Source organism: Polymorphobacter multimanifer (assembly GCF_014205635.1).
Taxonomy (GTDB): Bacteria; Pseudomonadota; Alphaproteobacteria; order Sphingomonadales; family Sphingomonadaceae; genus Sandarakinorhabdus; species Sandarakinorhabdus multimanifer.
This window is the reverse complement of record NZ_JACIIV010000009.1, coordinates 52052-67472: the sequence shown is the minus strand read 5'-3', so window position 1 is coordinate 67472 and position 15421 is coordinate 52052. Positions and strand designations below refer to the sequence as shown.

The following is a 15421-nucleotide window of genomic DNA, read 5'->3' as shown; positions in this document are numbered from 1 at the left end:
CTGATGCTGGATGGTCTCACCGCTTTCGATATCGCCGTGTTCGCGATTGTCGGCTTCGCCGCGGTGGCCGGGCTGGCGCGCGGTTTCGTGGGCGAAATCGCGTCGCTGTTCGCCTGGGTCGCCGGTGTGCTGGCCGTGCGCTATTTCCACACCGAGACCAAGATTTTCGTGGGCAGCTGGATGGAGAGCGAGGCGGGCGCTTCGATTGTCGCGCTGGTCGGGCTGTTCTTCGGCGCCTTCATCGTGGTGCGGTTGGTGGGCGATGCGATGAGCCGCAGCACCAAGGCATCGGTCATCGGCCCGATCGACCGGCTGCTGGGGCTGGGCTTCGGCGCCGCCAAGGGCGTGGTGGCAGCCACGTTGATGTTCCTGCTCGCCACCATGGCCGTTTCGACGCTGTTCCCCGGACAGCCCCAGCCGCAGTGGATGCTGGAGGCGCGCACCGTGCCGACACTGGCGATCGTGTCGCGTGCCCTTCTCGATTTCGTCGATGATGGCTGGCGGCTCGATGGCTCGGTGGCCGGCGATCCGCATTCCGGGCTCGGCATCCCCCCTGCATTCGGCCCCTCCCCTGACCAGGAGGGCTATGGTTCCGGTGATCGCAAGGCGCTCGACGAACTGCTCGACCAGCAGGAAAAGCAGATTCCGTCCACCCCGATCTGACGCATGACGATCCGGCTCCACAATACCCTCAGCCGCGCCAAGGAGCCGCTGGTTCCAGGCGATCCGCGGCGAGTGACGATGTATGTTTGCGGGCCGACGGTCTACGACCGGGCGCACATTGGCAATGCCCGTCCGGCGGTCGTCTTCGATGTGCTGCGCCGGCTGCTGGGGCACGTCTATGGCGAAGGCCATGTCGTCTATGCCCGCAACATCACCGACATCGACGACAAGATCATCACCAGAGCAATCGCCGAGGGCGTACCGATCGAAACGATCACGCAGCGCTTCGAGAGTTTCTACCTTGCCGACATGGGAGCACTCGGCGTCCGACCGCCCGATCTGGCACCGCACGCCACGACAAGCATTCCGGCAATGGTCGGCATGATCGAGGGTCTGGTCGCCAAGGGTCATGCCTATGCAGCGCAAGGCCATGTCCTGTTCGAAGTGGCGACGGCACCCGATTATGGCCAGCTCTCGCGGCGGCCTATGGACGAGATGGTTGCCGTCGCTCGCGTCGAGATGGCGCCCTACAAGCGTGCGCCAGCGGATTTCGTGCTTTGGAAGCCTTCAACCGACGACCAGCCGGGGTGGGACAGCCCATGGGGTCGTGGCCGCCCTGGCTGGCATATCGAATGCTCGGCGATGATCGCCGAGGCGCTGGGCGAGACAATCGACATCCATGGCGGCGGGCTCGACCTGCAGTTCCCGCATCATGAGAATGAGTTGGCGCAATCCGCCTGCGCTCATGGCGGGGCCGCACTGGCGCGGATCTGGATGCACAACGGCTTTCTCAACATAGCCGGCGACACCAAGATGTCGAAATCGCTCGGCAATGTGGTGACTGTGGGCGCGCTGCTGGAGGCGGGCTGGAGCGGCGAGGTGCTGCGGCTGGCGCTGCTCAGCGCGCACTATCGCCAGCCCCTCGAATGGACCGAGCGGCTGCTCGGGGAAGCACGCGCCCGGCTCGATCGCTGGTGCGAGGCGGCTGACGATGACGGGTCGCTGGACGGCGCGGACCCCGATGCCCGGGTGCGGGCGGCCCTTGCGGACGATCTCAACACGCCGGCTGCCCTGGAAGCGATGTCGGCGTTGGCCTCGGCGATTTTTGCCGCCGAAGGGACGGAGCGGTTGGCTTTGCGCCGACAGTTTGCCGCGAGTGGCCGGCTGCTCGGTTTCGGCCGGCTCAGCCTGCAGGTCCCGGCACCTGCCTGGCTGGAGAAGGCGCTTGCCGACTATGCCGCCGCCCGCAGTGCGCGCGATTTCGCCCGGGCGGATGCGATCCGCGCCGAGGCGGAGGCGAACGGCATCAAGCTCGTCGTCACCAAGGATGGCACGTCATGGCGCCGCGCCTGATCCTGGTGGTGCTCGCGGTACTGCTGGCCGCTGCGGCCCCGGCGAAGCGCCCGTCCGGCCCGGCGCCGGTGCTGGTGCGAGAGCTCTTCATCACCGCGACCGAGCCGGCGCTGCGCTGGCGCTGGCGCGCCGCCCCCGAGGTGGGGCTCGAACCGACCCTGCTCCGTGCCATGCGCGGCGAGGCGATGGTGGCGCTCGGCACGGAGCGCGCGGCGGCTCGGCAAGCCATGGCGGAAGCGCGGAAGGGCGGCTACCCGCTGCGAGGCTATGAGACCATCACCGACTGGAGCGTGGCGGCCGACACGCCGCAGCTGCTCGTGTTGCAGGGCGAGGTCTGGCGTTTTACCGGCGGTGCCCATGGCAACACCGGCTATGCCGGCCGGCTGTGGGACCGGCAAGCGCGGCGCAGCATCGGCATCGAGGCGCTGTTTACCGACTGGCCACGAGCCCGAAAGCTCATCGAGCCTGCCTACTGCGCTGCCCTTGCTGCCGAGCAACGCAAGCGACGCGGCGAGACGGCGCCGGGGAATGATTTCGATGCCTGTCCTCCCCTTGCTGAGCAGGTCATTCTTCCGGTCGGCATGATGGGCGCGCCCGCCCGCCAGGTGCGCGTGGTTCTGCCGCCCTATCTGGCCGGCCCTTATGTCGAGGGCAGTTACACGATCGAGCTGGTGTGGCCCGAGGGCGTGGCGACGCTCGTGGCACCGGCGTGGAAAGCGACGCTCGGCTTCGAGTGACAGTGCCTCCGTACTCGCCAGCGCGCAGTGGCTGAGGTAGAGTAGGATGATGCATGATACATTGTACAATCGCGAGATCCTGCGGCTTGCGGCCGAAGGCGGCGGCGCCACGCGTCTCGCTGCCCCGATGGGCTCGGCGGTGAAGGTTTCGCCAGTCTGCGGCAGCCGGGTGACTGCCGATGTCGTCCTCGATCCCGCTGGAGTCGTGGTGGATCATGGGCAGGAAGTGCGCGCCTGTGCGCTCGGGCAGGCAGCAGCGACGCTGGTGGCACGCGGCATCACCGGGCAGGATCGGGCAGCCCTGGCTGCAGCGCGAGCCGAGCTTGCCGGCTGGCTGGCCGGCGGGGCCGACGAGCCGGCCTGGCCGGGCTTTGCGGTCTTTGCCCCAGCCCGGCCGCACCGGGCACGCCACGCCTCGATCCTGCTCGCTTTCGATGCCGCCATCGCTGCGGTGGACGCGGCGCGCGTGAACGCCTGAGCATGGCGGGAGCCCCTGTCCCCGAATTCCTGCCTGAAGCAGTTGTGTATCTCGGTGCATCGGTGGTGCTGGTGCCGCTGTTCGTGCGCGCCAAGCTCGGCGCCGTGCTCGGCTATCTGGCGGCAGGCATTCTTATCGGCCCATCGGTGCTGGGGCTGGTGAGCGAGCCCGAGCGCGTGCTGCAGTATGCCGAATTCGGAATCGTGCTGCTGCTGTTCGTGATCGGGCTGGAGCTGCAGCCGTCTCGACTATGGGCAATGCGCCGCGACATCTTCGGGCTGGGCTTGGCGCAGGTCGTGCTGTGCGGGCTGGCACTGACGGTAGTGATCTTCGCCATGACCTCGCTCAGCTGGCAGGCGGCACTGGTGGTGGGGTTGCCGCTCGGCCTGTCTTCCACCGCGCTGGTGATGCAGCTGCTTGCCGAGCGCGGCCTTGCCGGCACCAGCTTCGGTGAGCGCAGCTTCTCGATCCTGCTGTTCCAGGATCTCGCGATCGTGCCGATGCTCACCATTGTCGGCGCACTGAGCCGAGTGCCTGATCCAGGCGCGCCGCCGGGGTGGCAGGTGGCGGCCATGACGGTTGCGGCCTTGGGCGGGCTGGTGCTGGCGGGGCGCTATGTGCTGCCGGTGGTTTTCCGCATCATCGGATCGCTGGGCGCGCGGGAGGCGTTCGTGGCCGCGGCTTTGCTGTCGGTGCTCGGCAGCGCCTATCTCATGGCCTCGCTCGGGCTGTCGATGGCGCTTGGCGCTTTTGTGGCCGGCGTCATGCTGGCGGAAAGCCCGTATCGGCATGCGCTGGAGGCGGATATCGAGCCGTTCCGCGGCCTGTTGCTCGGACTGTTCTTCATCGCGATCGGGATGACGCTCGACCTGGCGGTGGTGCAGGGCCAGTGGTTGCTGGTGCTCGGGTTGGTAGCCGCTCTGATGAGCGTCAAGACCGGGATGATCATGGTGCTGGCGCGGGTGTTCGGCAAGGATTGGCTTTCGGCATTCAAGATGGGGCTGCTGCTGAGCCAGGGCGGCGAGTTCGGCTTCGTGCTGTTTGCGGAAGCGCAGCGTGGGCTCCTGCTGGCGCCGGCAGCGGTGCAGTTGTTCGGCGCGGTGGTCACGGTTTCGATGGCGCTGACGCCGTTGTTGTTTCTGGCAGCGTCCCGGTTGCAGCCGCGCACCGTGGCCGGGCCGGTTCAGGATGGGCCGGAAATGGCACTGCATGGCGATGGCATGGAGGGCAGAGCGATCGTCGTCGGCATGGGGCGCGTCGGGCAGGTGGTGGGACAGATGCTGCGCGCGCGCGGCGTGGAAGTTGTGGGCATCGATCTCGATCCGCAGTTGATCGAGGTGTCGCAGAGCTTCGGCAACAAGGTGTATTTCGGCGATGGCCGTCGGCTCGATATCCTGCGTGCAGCGGGTGCCAACGAGGCGGGGCTGCTGGTGTTTGCCGTCGATGGTGCCTGGGATCCGGTGACGACATTGGCGCCGATCCAGGCTGCCTGGCCGGACCTGCCGATTCTGGCGCGCGCCTATGACCGGACGCACTGGCTGGCGCTGCGCCGATCGGGCGTGGAGACCGCAGTGCGCGAAACCTTCGAGAGCGGCGTGGCGCTGGGCCGCGAGGCACTGGCGACGCTCGGCACCGCCGAGACGATGATCGACCAGATCGAGGACGTGTACCGGCGGCGGGATAGCGAGCGTCTCGACCTGCAGCTGTGCTCGGGCGACAACCAGTCGGGCTCCGATCGCCTGATCCGCGAGCGCATCAGCTTCGAATCCGGGGCGCTTGGCGAGATCCCGCTGGTCGATGATGAAGAGGATGACGCCGCAGCCGTGCGGGCGTAGGATTGGCATGAACAAGAGGATAACATAATGCAGAGCCACGAGATCAGGCTGAAAAGCCGCCCTGTCGGCACCCCGGCGCACGACAATTTCGAGCTGACCGAGGTTACGCTCGGCAGTCTCGCGGACGGTGATGTGCTGGTGCGCAACCGCTGGATGAGTGTGGATCCTTATATGCGCGGCCGGATGTTTGACCGTGCGAGCTATGTGCCGCCGTTTGTGCTCAACGAGCCGCTGCAGGGCGGGGCCGTGGGCGAAGTGATCGAAAGCCGGGCCGAAGGCTTTTCGCCCGGTGACCTGGTGTCGAGCATGTTCGGCTGGCGCGAGGCGTTCGTGGCGCCAGGCTCGGCCCTCGAAAAGCTGCCCCGCGCCGGTGGCGTGCCGGACCAGGCGTTCATGGGCGTGCTCGGCATGCCAGGGCTCACGGCTTGGGCGGGGCTGCTCGAGATCGGCAAGCCGCAGGCAGGTGACACGGTGTTCGTAAGTGGCGCTGCGGGGGCTGTCGGCTCGGTGGTGGCGCAGATCGCCCGACTGAAGGGCTGCACCGTGGTGGCGAGCGCCGGTACGGACGAGAAGTGCGAATGGCTGCGCTCGGTCGGCGTGCACCATGCGATCAACTACAAGACCTGCGGCAACCTTGACGACGCGGTCAAGGCCGCCGCCCCCAAGGGCATCAACGTCTATTTCGACAACGTCGGCGGCGAGCATCTTGAAGTGGCGATCGAGAACGCCCGGCCGTTCGCGCGCTTCGTCGAATGCGGGATGATCTCGGCCTATAATGACACCGCTCCTGCACCCGGACCGCGCAACATCATTCAGGTCGTCGGCAAGAGCCTGATGATTCGCGGCTTCATCGTGATGGAGTTTGCAGCACTTCGCCCGCAGTTCCTCTCCGAGATGATGGACTGGATCGCTGCCGGCGAGATCAAGTGGCAGGAGACGGTGGAGGAGGGCATTGCCCGCGCACCGGATGCCTTCATCGGGCTCTTCTCCGGTGCAAATACCGGCAAGATGCTCGTCAAGCTCTGAGCGGACAGGACAAGGGGTCATGGACATCTGGGTGCCCGATGGCCGGGTGCGCGGCGGCAAGCTGCCGCCCGGCTTTCCGCCGCGCGACGGCTGTCAGGCCACGCCGCTCATTTTGGCCTGCGAGATGTATCCGGCGCTCGAACGCCTGGCGCTGGGCGCGAACGACGTCCTGTTTCTGGCCTTCCGGGTGTTCGATCCCACGACGGCGCTGCGCAGCGAGGAAGCAAAAGCCCTGGGACTGACGGACTGGACAGCGCTGATTCGCCATTCGGTCGAACGCGGGGTCACCGTGCGTCTGCTGCTCACAGATTTCGAGCCGGCCTTTGCCGACCAACTGCACGGCACATCATGGACCACCTTCCGGGTGCTGCGCGACATGGCCGAGACACTGTCCGAAGCTGCGCTCGAGCGAATGGAGATGATGGTGGTGCAGCACCCGGGCGAGGTTGGCTGGGTGCTGCGTCAATTGTTGCGCATCCCCGCCGGCATTTCGGTGCGCCGGGCACTGGTGCGGATGGCCGGTACCGATGACAAGGATCCACTGGCGGTGCGGCCAGGGCTTTGGCGCTATTCCCGCAATGCCGAAGGCAAGACGCGGTATCGGCGCAGCGTGGCGCCGCGGCTGTGGCCTGCCACGCTTCATCACAAGTTTGCTGTTGCCGATGGCGCGCGGGGGATTGTCGGCGGGATCGATGTCAACGAGCGGCGATGGGAAACGCCGGCCTATGACAAGCCGGCCGATGAAAGCTGGCATGACATCAGCATCGCCGTGGAGGGGCCGGCGGCCGCCGACCTTGCCGAGCATTTCCGCACGCTCTGGAACGAGGCGCTGCCGCGCTACCGCGAGATCACCAAGTTCTGGATGACAGGCGCGGAGCGCGAGCTGACGGTAGAGCCGCTCGACGAAATGCCCGAGCCGTTCAAGTCCGGGCCGGCTGTTGGGGAGGGTCGGATGCAAGTGCTGCGCACGCTCTCGCGCCGCAGCCGCATGCCGCTGGCACCCGGCCCGAAACGCGAGGTGCGCGAGCTGATGGCTGGCCACAAGCGGCTGATCCTTTCGGCACGAAAGTTGCTCTATATCGAAGCACAATTTTTCCGCTCGGCGCGCGCGGCGGGCTGGGTGGCGCAGGCGGCGCGCAAATCGCCGGGGCTGCAGGTGATCGTGGTCATGCCGCAAGCGCCCGAGGAGGTGGCATTCGATGGCGCCGGCGGCAATCCGGCGCATCGGCATGGCGAATGGCAGCAGGCGAGGGCGCTCGGCTATCTGCGCAAGCGGCTGGGCGCCCGCTTGGGGCTGTATGCACTGGGTCGCCAGAAGTCGATCGAGCCGGAGGAGCGTGAATTCATTGCGTCGCGCGGAACGGCGTTTGGCGCCGGGATGATCTATGTGCATGCAAAGCTGCTCATCGCCGATGATCGGGCGGCACTGGTGTCGAGTGCCAACATCAATGGTCGCAGCTTCAGCTGGGACAGTGAACTGGGCGTGCTCTGGGAAGAGCCAGCGGCGGTGCAGGCCTTTCGCGAGCGGCTCTGGCAGCAGCTCACCGGCGAGGCGATGCCGCTTGAAGGAGCTGGCGCCCGCTGGCGCGAAATCGCCGAGGCCAATGTGCTGGTGCCACCCGAAGAGCGTCAGGGCTTCGTGCTGCCGTATCGCTTCGCCCGCGTTCGGCGCTTCGGGCGACCGAGCTGGTTCGTGCCGGACGATCTCGTCTAGAGCTGGTGCTTCGGCAGCCGGGTCGTTGTCCAGGGGTCGCCCAGGTCTTCAAGGATCAGATCGAGCGCTTCGCAATGGGCGCGCAGCGTGATGCCGTCGGAAAAGCTCAGGGTCAGGTGCGGCTCGGCCCATTCGATCGTGAGCAGGTTGAGCACGGCATCGGCGCCCTGTGGCCAGTGCTGCTGCTGGACGCGGGTGGTGGTCTCGATGCGCATGGCCGCGCGGCTTCGTGACGGCGCTGCCGCCTCCCACCGATACCGATTGACGAGCAGCACGAGCCGATGGCCTCGTGCATCGAAAGCGATATCGGGCGCGCGCAGCGTCGCGTCCTGAAGCAGCGCGGCAAGGGCGGGCAGGTCCTCTGGCGTCTGGGCAAGCAGCGTCAGGTTCATCCGTCCAAAACTCGTTCGATATCGGCACCCACCGCCGACAGCTTTTCCTCAAGCCGCTCATAGCCGCGGTCGAGATGATAGACGCGGTTGACCGTGGTGGTGCCGGTTGCCGCCAATCCTGCAAGCACCAGCGACATCGAGGCGCGCAGGTCGGTCGCCATCACCTCGGCACCCGTGAGGCCGGGGGCTCCGCGAACCACTGCCGAGCGGCCCCGCACGGTAATGTCCGCTCCCATTCGCGAAAGCTCGGGCACATGCATGTAGCGGTTCTCGAAAATGGTCTCGGTGAGCATCGACGCGCCATCGGCGACGCTCAGCATCGCCATGAACTGCGCCTGCATGTCGGTGGGAAAGCCGGGATAGGGTGCGGTGCTGATGTTGACGCCGTGGAGGCCATTCTTGCGGGAAATCATCAAGCCATCGGCGGTGGGGGTGACAAGCACCCCGGCCTCGCGCAGCGAGGCAAGCGTGGCGCCAAGATCAGCCTCATGCGCCCCGACCAGCTCGACCTCGCCCCCGGTGATGGCGGCGGCACAGGCGTAAGACCCCGCCTCGATGCGGTCGGGCATCACCGCATAGGTGGCGCCGTGCAGATCGCGCACGCCGGTGATCATGAGCTTCTCGGTGCCGATGCCGCTGATTCTGGCGCCCATGGCGACAAGGCAGTTGCACAAGTCGACAATTTCAGGCTCGCGCGCCGCATTTTCGAGGATTGTCGGCCCCTTGGCGAGGACCGCCGCCATCACCGCATTTTCGGTGGCACCCACGGACACGATCGGGAAGACAAAATGCCCGCCGGGCAGGCCGCCCTTGGGCGCCGATGCCTTCACATAGCCGGCCGCGAGCTCGATCTCGGCGCCCATGGCTTCGAGCGCCTTCAGGTGCAGGTCGATCGGACGGTTACCGATGGCGCAGCCGCCGGGCAACGACACGGTCGCCTCGCCAGCGCGCGCCAGCAACGGCCCGAGCACCAGGATCGAGGCACGCATCTTGCGGACTATGTCATAGGGGGCGACGGTGCTGGTGATGCGGTTGGCGCGCAGCGTCATCACCCGGCCGAACTCTTCGGGATGGGTGCCTTCGATGGTGGTGCTCACGCCATGGTTGTTGAGCAAGTGGCCGAACGTGTCGATGTCTGCCAGCCTTGGCAGGTTGCGCAGCGTCAACGGCTCGTCGGTGAGCAGCGCGCAGGGCATGAGAGTGAGAGCGGCGTTTTTTGCGCCAGAAATCGGAATGCGGCCCTTGAGCGTGCGGCCACCACGGATGACGATCTTGTCCATGCTCCCGCCTTAGCGCGAGTGACCGGCCGGCGCTACTGTCGCGCCGGCCGGTCGATCGTCAGAAGCGGAAGGTCAGTCCAGCGCGTGCCGGAATGTCCCAGCGAGCGCCTGCATCGTTGATGCCTGCAAGGCCGAGGCCGGAAAGAGCGGCATCATCGCCGCGAAGCCCGCTTGTCCAGCGGATGCCGGTCTCGAGATTCAGCTCGACACCGCTCGACACCGGGATCGCGACGCCGATGTCTCCACCAACACTCCCCGATACCGAATTCCTGTAAAACGGCACATTGTTGATTGCGACTCCTGCATCGGGCACGCGGAAGTTGGCCTGAATGCTGTCGGTGAAGGTCACGCCGGCGCGCGCCGCGGCATAGGGCTGGATCTGGCCGCGGCTGAAATACTGCCGATAACCGATTTCGCCGCTGTAGGACTGGATGCGCCCGAAGTCACCGAAGGTGGCAAGGCTGGCGCCGGTTGCAGGCACCAGCGTGTTCCCAACCTGCACAGTCGAGGGCTTGCTGCGCAAATAGCGGAAGCTGCCGAACACTTCCGACGTTTCGGACAGGCCATAGCCCAACTCGGCATTGGCGCCGATGGCGGCGTTGTAGATGCGGCGGTTGCCGCGCTCCTCGACCGCGAGCGTGCCGGCGACACCGCTCAGTGCAGGGTTGAGTGTGCCAAGATCTGCGATCGGGGCATTGGCGCCACCATGAAAGGTGCCGGCGACCGGAAAATCTGCGCCGCCCATGGCGCGGACGCTGAGCTGGCCTCTCTCGGGGGCAGCTTGCGCTGCAGTCGTGGTGGCAAGCGCCGCAACGAGCGACGTGAAAAGGATTTTTCTCATAGGGTTACTCCACTGGTTACAAGCCTTTCGGCCATCCCCATGGTGGTAACGCTTCTACATTGTTTCAACCGGCTGCGGCAGCAGCGCGCACGCCCCGGAACAGGCTGACGCTGTAAATGCCCAGTCCGACCCAGATGAGCACAAACGCCGCAAGTCGGGCAGGATCAAGTATCTCCCCAAAGATGAAAACCGCTTCCAGCATGACAATCGTGGGGGTGGCATATTGCATGAGGCCGAGCGTTGTCAGCTTCAACCGGCGCGCTGCGATGCTGAACAACATCAGCGGCGTGGCGGTGATGATGCCGGCGGCGGCGAGCAGGGCCAGCGTGCCGCCGGGCCAGTGGAGCGGGCTTTCCGGCCGCGTGGCGAGCCAGGCCATCGCCAGCGGGGTCAGCACCAGCGTCTCGATGAACAGCCCGGTGGCGGCATCGACGACGGCCTGCTTGCGGATGAGCGCGTAGATTGCGAAGCTGATGGCGATGCCGAGGCTGATGAGCGGCAGGCTTCCGCGCGTGATGGTCAGCACTGCCACGCCAGCGAGCGCGAACCCCACGGCAAGCCACTGCAACCGCCCGAGTCGCTCCCCGAGAAGCGCCACGCCAAACAGCACGTTGATGAGCGGATTGATGAAATAGCCCAGCGATGTGTCGAGCACATGGCCTTCGAGAATGGCGGCCGTGTAGATGAGCCAGTTGATGGCAATTGCGACTGCGCTGAGCAGCAACAGGCCGATGAGCCGTGACTGCGTGAAAGCGGCGCGCAACCGCGGGCCGGCGCCGGTGGCGGCCAGCAGCAGCCCCACCACCAGCAGTGACCACAGGATGCGGTGGGACAATACATCGGCGGCCGGGACGCCGGTGAGCAGTTTGAGGTAAAGTGGAAGCAGGCCCCAGATGGCATAGGCGCCGGCTGCGGCAAACAGGCCGGTGCGGGTTTCCGGAAGCACGGCGCTCAGATTTTCGGCAAGGTCACGCCGCGCTGGCCCATGTATTTGCCCGCACGGTCGGCATAAGTCACCTCACAGGGCTCGTTGCCTTTAAGGAAGAGGAATTGGCACGCGCCCTCATTCGCATAAATCCGCGCCGGGAGGGGAGTGGTGTTGCTGAACTCGAGCGTCACATGACCCTCCCACCCTGGCTCCAGGGGCGTCACATTCACGATGATCCCGCAGCGCGCATAAGTCGATTTGCCGAGGCAGATGACCAGTACGTCGCTAGGCACACGGAAGTATTCCACTGTCCGAGCGAGCGCAAAGCTGTTGGGCGGGATCACGCATATGTCGGTCTTTCGATCGACAAAGCTGTCGGGCGAAAAATTCTTGGGATCTACCACTGCACTGTGAACATTGGTGAAAATTTTGAATTCGTCAGCCACGCGCGCATCATAGCCATAGCTCGACAGCCCATAGCTTATACATCCGTCGCGCTGCTGACGATCGACGAAGGGCTCTATCATTCCGGATGCGATTGCTTGCTCGCGGATCCAGCGATCGGACTGGACTGTCATCGAAGGAACCCTTTTGCTGTGATAGCGTTGTTAACGATTCGTTGCTGTGGAGTCTCTGATGATCGATCTCGGCATCGCCGGCCATCTGACCAACCTCGACCATATTGAAGTGCCGTTGGTGCGAAACGCCTATCTGGCGCTGATGATGGTGACAAGCGCATGCGGGCTGGAAGCACGCGCGCGGACCAATGGCGCCGATCGTGAAGTGCAATTCCGCGACAGCGACGCGCGGCAGCCGTTCAGCGTGCTGGTGTTGCCGGATCGCCTGATGTTCTCGGTGCGCCGCCCAGTGCTCGATCTCATGCCCGAACTGGCCCAGGAAGCGGTGCGGTTGTTCGGGGAACGCGTCGAGCGCTCGCAATCAGCATCGGATCTCGCGACGATTCCCGGCGAAGTGCGGATACGGCTGGTGAGCGAAGCCGATGTCGAAGCTCTCGCCGAAGGCTTGTTGCCGCCGCGGCGGCTTGTGAGTCTTGGAGGACCTGTGCGCCGCCAGGCCTGAAGGCGATCAATGCCCCTTGATGTGCAGCACGCAGATGAGCGTGAACAGTCGGCGTGCTGTATCGAAATCGGTGATGACCTTGGGTTCTAGCCGCTCCTTGAGCGCTTCGGCGGCATCGTTGTGGATGCCGCGTCGTGCCATGTCGATTGTCTCGATCTGCTGCGGGGACGACTGGCGGATGGCCTGATAGTAGCTGTCGCAAATGGCGAAATAATCGCGGATGGTGCGACGAAACGGCGCCAGCGGCAGCACGAACTGCTCGAGCGGTGTGTCGTCGCCCGCCGCGATCGCTACGGATAGCCGCCCCTCTTCCACGCCGAGCAGCAGCTTGTAAGGGCCATGATTGCCATGCTCGGCAGCGCCAACCGGCTGGAACAGATTGCCCTCGAGCAGATCGAAAATCGCCACCCGCCGCTCCTGCTCGATATCGGCGTTTCGCCACAGGATGGTGCGCTCGTCGAGCTTGATGTCGATCAGGCGATAATCTGTATTCATGGTCGGTCGGGCAGGCTGTTGACCAGCCGTCCGAGCGCAGCCTTGAGCGGGGCGCGCGCGGAATCGGGTGTGAAGCCGAGCCGCACGACGACAAGTTTCTTGGACGGCACGATGATCGTGTACTGGCCGAGATGGCCGACAGCGGCAAAGGCATCGGCTGGGCCCTGGTCTGAGAAGAGAGAGCTTTCCTTGCCGGGCGGCAATGGCCGGTTGAGCCAGAACTGGCCGCCATAGCCAGCAAAACCCGGGCTCGGAGTGCGCACGAAGGCAACCCAGTCGGGGCGCACCACCTGGCGGCCGGCAACGACGCCATTATCCAGATAGAGCTGTCCGAAAGCGCCCCAGTCGCGCAGGCTGGCGTGGCACAGCGAGCCGCCGAGCATCGTTCCCTTCGGATCATATTCGCAGATGAGCGTCGGCATCGCTGCCGGGCCTGAAAGCCGCGCCTTCAGGAAGCCATTCATCGCGCGCCGGCGGGCATCGGGCGTCCGCGCTTGGGGGGCGATGGTGCGAGTGACAATATCGGCGAGGATATGCGTCGTCAAAGTGCTGTATTCGAAGACCGTGCCGGGTGTGTGGGCGAGCGGTGCCATGGTGGCGGCAGCGACGATATCTCCGGATCGATCGGCGAACAGCGCACGGTTGGTGTCCGAAAGTTCGGGGTCGGGGCCAGCCTCGACATGCGCGAGGCCGCTCGACATCTGGAGCAGCTGGCGCAGCGTGATGCGGGCGCGGGGATCACCGGGGGTCTGACGCCACTGCGGCACGGGTGCCGGGCTGTCGAGCTCCAGCCTGGCATCGGCGACAAGCTCGCCCACAAGCGTGCTGGTGAGCGACTTGGCCATCGACCAGCTGATGAAGCGGTTGCCGGGCCCATAGCCGGGCGCATAGCGCTCGTAGATCGGCTGGCCATCCTGCAGGATGAGGAGTGCCCGTGTTTCCCGCAACCCAGGACTGGTGAAGAAGGCATCGGCGAGGGGCCGGGCGGATTCGAGGCCGGCAGACACAGGGGTGGACGCAACCGGATTCTGGGCATGCGCAGGTACGGCCAGCGATGCGGCAAGCAGAAACAGGCTTGATTGCAGAACTCGCATGGCGTCTCGTGCCCCTATCGGGATCAACCTAGTGGGGGCATGCGTGTGAACGCAAGCACAGTGAATGGCGATGCGGGCGGCAGAACGGGCAGGCGCCGCTGGCTGCTGTGGGCGCCGGTGCTGGCAATGTGTCTCCTAGCCGGCGGCTGGTTCGGCCTCAAGTACAGCAGCACTGGGAAGCAGGCGGCACTTGGCGCCGGCTATATCGCGCATGTCGTCTGCTCCTGCCGCTATGTCGGCAACCGCGAAATGGCCTCGTGCCGCACCGATTTCGAAGCCGGTACCGAGATCGTGCGCGTGGAGGACGATGTGGCCAGGCAGACGATCACGGCATCGGTGCCGCTCCTCGCCAAGCGCCGTGCCGTCTATGAACCGGAGTTCGGATGCACCCTGCTTGAGGGCTAAGTGTGTTTCGGAAAAGCGGGCACCGGTTTTCCGATAGAAACACACGACAACAAGACTAGAGCCAGCCACGCCAGCGCGCGATGACATAAGGAAGGATGGCGCTGAGCAGCATGAGCAGCAGCGCCATCGGATAACCGAGCTGCCAGCCGAGCTCCGGCATGCGTTCGAAGTTCATGCCATAGATGCCGGCGATCATGGTCGGCGGCAGGAAGACAACTGCAAAGACGGAAAAGATCTTCAGCACCGCATTCTGCTCGATGTTGATGAGCCCAAGCGTTGTGTCGAGCAGAAAGGTGATGGTGTTGCCGAGATAGCTCGCATGGTCGGTGAGCGAGGCGAGATCGCGCGTCATCGATTTCAGCTGTCCGCTGTGGTTCGCATCCTTGCGCAGCGACAGCACAAGAAAGCTCGATGCCCGCGCGAGGCTGACCGCTGATTCGCGGGCCTTGGACAGGGCGTCCTGCGCCGTGCCCAGCCGTTGCAGCAACGATTGCAGCGCCAGGTTGGAAAGCCGTTGCTGGCGCCCTTTGGGCATTATGCGGCGAAACGCCTGGCGATTGATCGCGTCAATTTCCGCGGCGATGCGCTCGATCGAATCCGCAAGTCGATCGACGATGATGTCGAGCAACAGGACGAGCAGGGCGGACGGCGTGGCGGGCGCCGCGCGGCTGCATTGGGCACCCAGCCGGTCGATGACGGTGATGTCGGTGTAGCGCAGCGTGACCAGCGCCTGCGGCGTGAGGATGAGCGCCAGCGGGTGCAGCTCGGCGGCCAGCTCGTCCTTGTTTCGCAGGATGCCGGTGGCGAGGCTGATGGTGAGAAAGATCGCGCCATTCTCGGTGTAGAGTCGGCTGGACGTCTCAATTTCCGCCATGTCGTCACGACTGGGAATCTCGAGGCCGAGTGCCGCTTCCATTGCGGCATCTTCGGCTACGGTGGGCGACACCATGTCGACCCAGAGCATCGACGGCGGGAAATCCGCCCCCGCTTCGGGCTGGTGGGCAACGAGGCGGCCTTCGGAGGGTGTGTGAACGGTAATCATCGCTAGCGAGGTGCCCGAGGGTGGCGATGTGGTCAATCGGCGGCGTGACCACCTTGTG

17 protein-coding genes are annotated in these 15421 nt (G+C 65.3%); 9 read left to right on the top strand and 8 right to left on the bottom strand.

The genetic code is table 11. The features are described 5' to 3' along the window. The first annotated feature begins 3 nt into the window (after positions 1–3). From FHS79_RS07300 to FHS79_RS19140, 7 genes are read left to right on the top strand one after another with little or no spacing between them, the layout of a single operon-like run. Positions 4–663: a CvpA family protein gene (locus tag FHS79_RS07300; protein ID WP_184197629.1), complete on the top strand. Its 660-nt coding sequence runs from the start codon at positions 4–6 to the stop codon at positions 661–663. A gap of 3 nt (positions 664–666) precedes the next feature. Next, positions 667–2016 (top strand): cysteine--tRNA ligase, encoded by a 1350-nt coding sequence (gene cysS, locus FHS79_RS07295; protein ID WP_184197627.1) that lies wholly within the window; start codon positions 667–669, stop codon positions 2014–2016. Continuing rightward, on the top strand, positions 2001–2753 hold the full coding sequence (locus FHS79_RS07290) for a PdaC/SigV domain-containing protein (RefSeq protein ID WP_184197624.1): 753 nt from the start codon (positions 2001–2003) through the stop codon (positions 2751–2753). The genes cysS and FHS79_RS07290 overlap by 16 nt, the downstream gene beginning before the upstream one ends. Positions 2754–2802: 49 nt before the next feature. After that, positions 2803–3231: an iron-sulfur cluster assembly scaffold protein gene (locus FHS79_RS07285; RefSeq protein ID WP_184197621.1), complete on the top strand. Its 429-nt coding sequence runs from the start codon at positions 2803–2805 to the stop codon at positions 3229–3231. Positions 3232–3233: 2 nt separating this feature from the next. Beyond that, the gene (locus tag FHS79_RS07280) at positions 3234–5066 is read left to right on the top strand and encodes a monovalent cation:proton antiporter-2 (CPA2) family protein (protein ID WP_184197618.1); all 1833 of its coding nucleotides are present in this window, start codon (positions 3234–3236) and stop codon (positions 5064–5066) included. 27 nt (positions 5067–5093) lie between these two features. After that, on the top strand, positions 5094–6092 hold the full coding sequence (locus tag FHS79_RS07275; RefSeq protein ID WP_207792259.1) for an NADP-dependent oxidoreductase: 999 nt from the start codon (positions 5094–5096) through the stop codon (positions 6090–6092). A 19-nt stretch (positions 6093–6111) separates the two neighbouring features. Further along, positions 6112–7806 (top strand): phospholipase D family protein, encoded by a 1695-nt coding sequence (locus tag FHS79_RS19140; RefSeq protein WP_184197615.1) that lies wholly within the window; start codon positions 6112–6114, stop codon positions 7804–7806. Here the strand turns inward: FHS79_RS19140 and FHS79_RS07265 are convergent. The 5 genes from FHS79_RS07265 to dcd form a co-directional block, all read right to left on the bottom strand. Then, entirely contained in the window at positions 7803–8198 is a 396-nt protein-coding gene (locus tag FHS79_RS07265; RefSeq protein ID WP_184197612.1) for a DUF2948 family protein, read from the bottom strand. The two genes, FHS79_RS19140 and FHS79_RS07265, sit on opposite strands and share 4 nt — an antisense overlap. After that, positions 8195–9478: a UDP-N-acetylglucosamine 1-carboxyvinyltransferase gene (murA, locus tag FHS79_RS07260; RefSeq protein ID WP_184197609.1), complete on the bottom strand. Its 1284-nt coding sequence runs from the start codon at positions 9476–9478 to the stop codon at positions 8195–8197. The genes FHS79_RS07265 and murA overlap by 4 nt, the downstream gene beginning before the upstream one ends. A 58-nt stretch (positions 9479–9536) precedes the next feature. Further along, on the bottom strand, positions 9537–10319 hold the full coding sequence (locus tag FHS79_RS07255) for a hypothetical protein (protein ID WP_184197606.1): 783 nt from the start codon (positions 10317–10319) through the stop codon (positions 9537–9539). A 64-nt stretch (positions 10320–10383) separates the two neighbouring features. Further along, a complete protein-coding gene (gene rarD / locus FHS79_RS07250; protein WP_184197604.1) occupies positions 10384–11265 on the bottom strand; it encodes an EamA family transporter RarD in 882 nt (293 codons plus the stop codon). A 5-nt stretch (positions 11266–11270) separates the two neighbouring features. Continuing rightward, positions 11271–11825, bottom strand: a complete 555-nt coding sequence (gene dcd, locus FHS79_RS07245) for a dCTP deaminase (protein WP_184197601.1) — start codon at positions 11823–11825, stop codon at positions 11271–11273. A 58-nt stretch (positions 11826–11883) separates the two neighbouring features. Between dcd and FHS79_RS07240 the strand changes: the two genes are divergently transcribed. Beyond that, positions 11884–12327: a hypothetical protein gene (locus FHS79_RS07240; RefSeq protein WP_184197598.1), complete on the top strand. Its 444-nt coding sequence runs from the start codon at positions 11884–11886 to the stop codon at positions 12325–12327. A gap of 6 nt (positions 12328–12333) precedes the next feature. Here FHS79_RS07240 and FHS79_RS07235 read toward each other — a convergent pair whose 3' ends face one another. Further along, entirely contained in the window at positions 12334–12822 is a 489-nt protein-coding gene (locus tag FHS79_RS07235; RefSeq protein WP_184197595.1) for a UPF0262 family protein, read from the bottom strand. Continuing rightward, positions 12819–13916: a serine hydrolase domain-containing protein gene (locus FHS79_RS07230; protein WP_207792258.1), complete on the bottom strand. Its 1098-nt coding sequence runs from the start codon at positions 13914–13916 to the stop codon at positions 12819–12821. The genes FHS79_RS07235 and FHS79_RS07230 overlap by 4 nt, the downstream gene beginning before the upstream one ends. A 39-nt stretch (positions 13917–13955) precedes the next feature. Between FHS79_RS07230 and FHS79_RS07225 the strand changes: the two genes are divergently transcribed. Beyond that, positions 13956–14321, top strand: coding sequence for a hypothetical protein (locus FHS79_RS07225; protein WP_207792257.1), 366 nt, complete (start codon positions 13956–13958; stop codon positions 14319–14321). A gap of 55 nt (positions 14322–14376) precedes the next feature. On the opposite strand, the gene FHS79_RS07220 is transcribed toward FHS79_RS07225, so the two are convergent. After that, complete coding sequence (locus FHS79_RS07220) at positions 14377–15363, bottom strand: CorA family divalent cation transporter (protein ID WP_184197586.1); 987 nt, start codon at positions 15361–15363, stop codon at positions 14377–14379. Between the last annotated feature and the right edge of the window lie 58 nt (positions 15364–15421).

What these genes read in the sequence shown, in the direction of transcription:
- dcd (WP_184197601.1), bottom strand. Translation starts at nt 11,825, where the DNA reads ATGACAGTCCAGTCCGATCGCTGGATCCGCGAGCAAGCAATCGCATCC.
- murA (WP_184197609.1), bottom strand. Translation starts at nt 9,478, where the DNA reads ATGGACAAGATCGTCATCCGTGGTGGCCGCACGCTCAAGGGCCGCATT.
- FHS79_RS07235 (WP_184197595.1), bottom strand. Translation starts at nt 12,822, where the DNA reads ATGAATACAGATTATCGCCTGATCGACATCAAGCTCGACGAGCGCACC.
- FHS79_RS07285 (WP_184197621.1), top strand. Translation starts at nt 2,803, where the DNA reads ATGCATGATACATTGTACAATCGCGAGATCCTGCGGCTTGCGGCCGAA.
- FHS79_RS07290 (WP_184197624.1), top strand. Translation starts at nt 2,001, where the DNA reads ATGGCGCCGCGCCTGATCCTGGTGGTGCTCGCGGTACTGCTGGCCGCT.
- FHS79_RS07300 (WP_184197629.1), top strand. Translation starts at nt 4, where the DNA reads ATGCTGGATGGTCTCACCGCTTTCGATATCGCCGTGTTCGCGATTGTC.
- FHS79_RS07255 (WP_184197606.1), bottom strand. Translation starts at nt 10,319, where the DNA reads ATGAGAAAAATCCTTTTCACGTCGCTCGTTGCGGCGCTTGCCACCACG.
- FHS79_RS07225 (WP_207792257.1), top strand. Translation starts at nt 13,956, where the DNA reads ATGCGTGTGAACGCAAGCACAGTGAATGGCGATGCGGGCGGCAGAACG.
- FHS79_RS07220 (WP_184197586.1), bottom strand. Translation starts at nt 15,363, where the DNA reads ATGATTACCGTTCACACACCCTCCGAAGGCCGCCTCGTTGCCCACCAG.
- FHS79_RS07230 (WP_207792258.1), bottom strand. Translation starts at nt 13,916, where the DNA reads ATGCGAGTTCTGCAATCAAGCCTGTTTCTGCTTGCCGCATCGCTGGCC.
- FHS79_RS07280 (WP_184197618.1), top strand. Translation starts at nt 3,234, where the DNA reads ATGGCGGGAGCCCCTGTCCCCGAATTCCTGCCTGAAGCAGTTGTGTAT.
- FHS79_RS07275 (WP_207792259.1), top strand. Translation starts at nt 5,094, where the DNA reads ATGCAGAGCCACGAGATCAGGCTGAAAAGCCGCCCTGTCGGCACCCCG.
- cysS (WP_184197627.1), top strand. Translation starts at nt 667, where the DNA reads ATGACGATCCGGCTCCACAATACCCTCAGCCGCGCCAAGGAGCCGCTG.
- FHS79_RS19140 (WP_184197615.1), top strand. Translation starts at nt 6,112, where the DNA reads ATGGACATCTGGGTGCCCGATGGCCGGGTGCGCGGCGGCAAGCTGCCG.
- FHS79_RS07240 (WP_184197598.1), top strand. Translation starts at nt 11,884, where the DNA reads ATGATCGATCTCGGCATCGCCGGCCATCTGACCAACCTCGACCATATT.
- FHS79_RS07265 (WP_184197612.1), bottom strand. Translation starts at nt 8,198, where the DNA reads ATGAACCTGACGCTGCTTGCCCAGACGCCAGAGGACCTGCCCGCCCTT.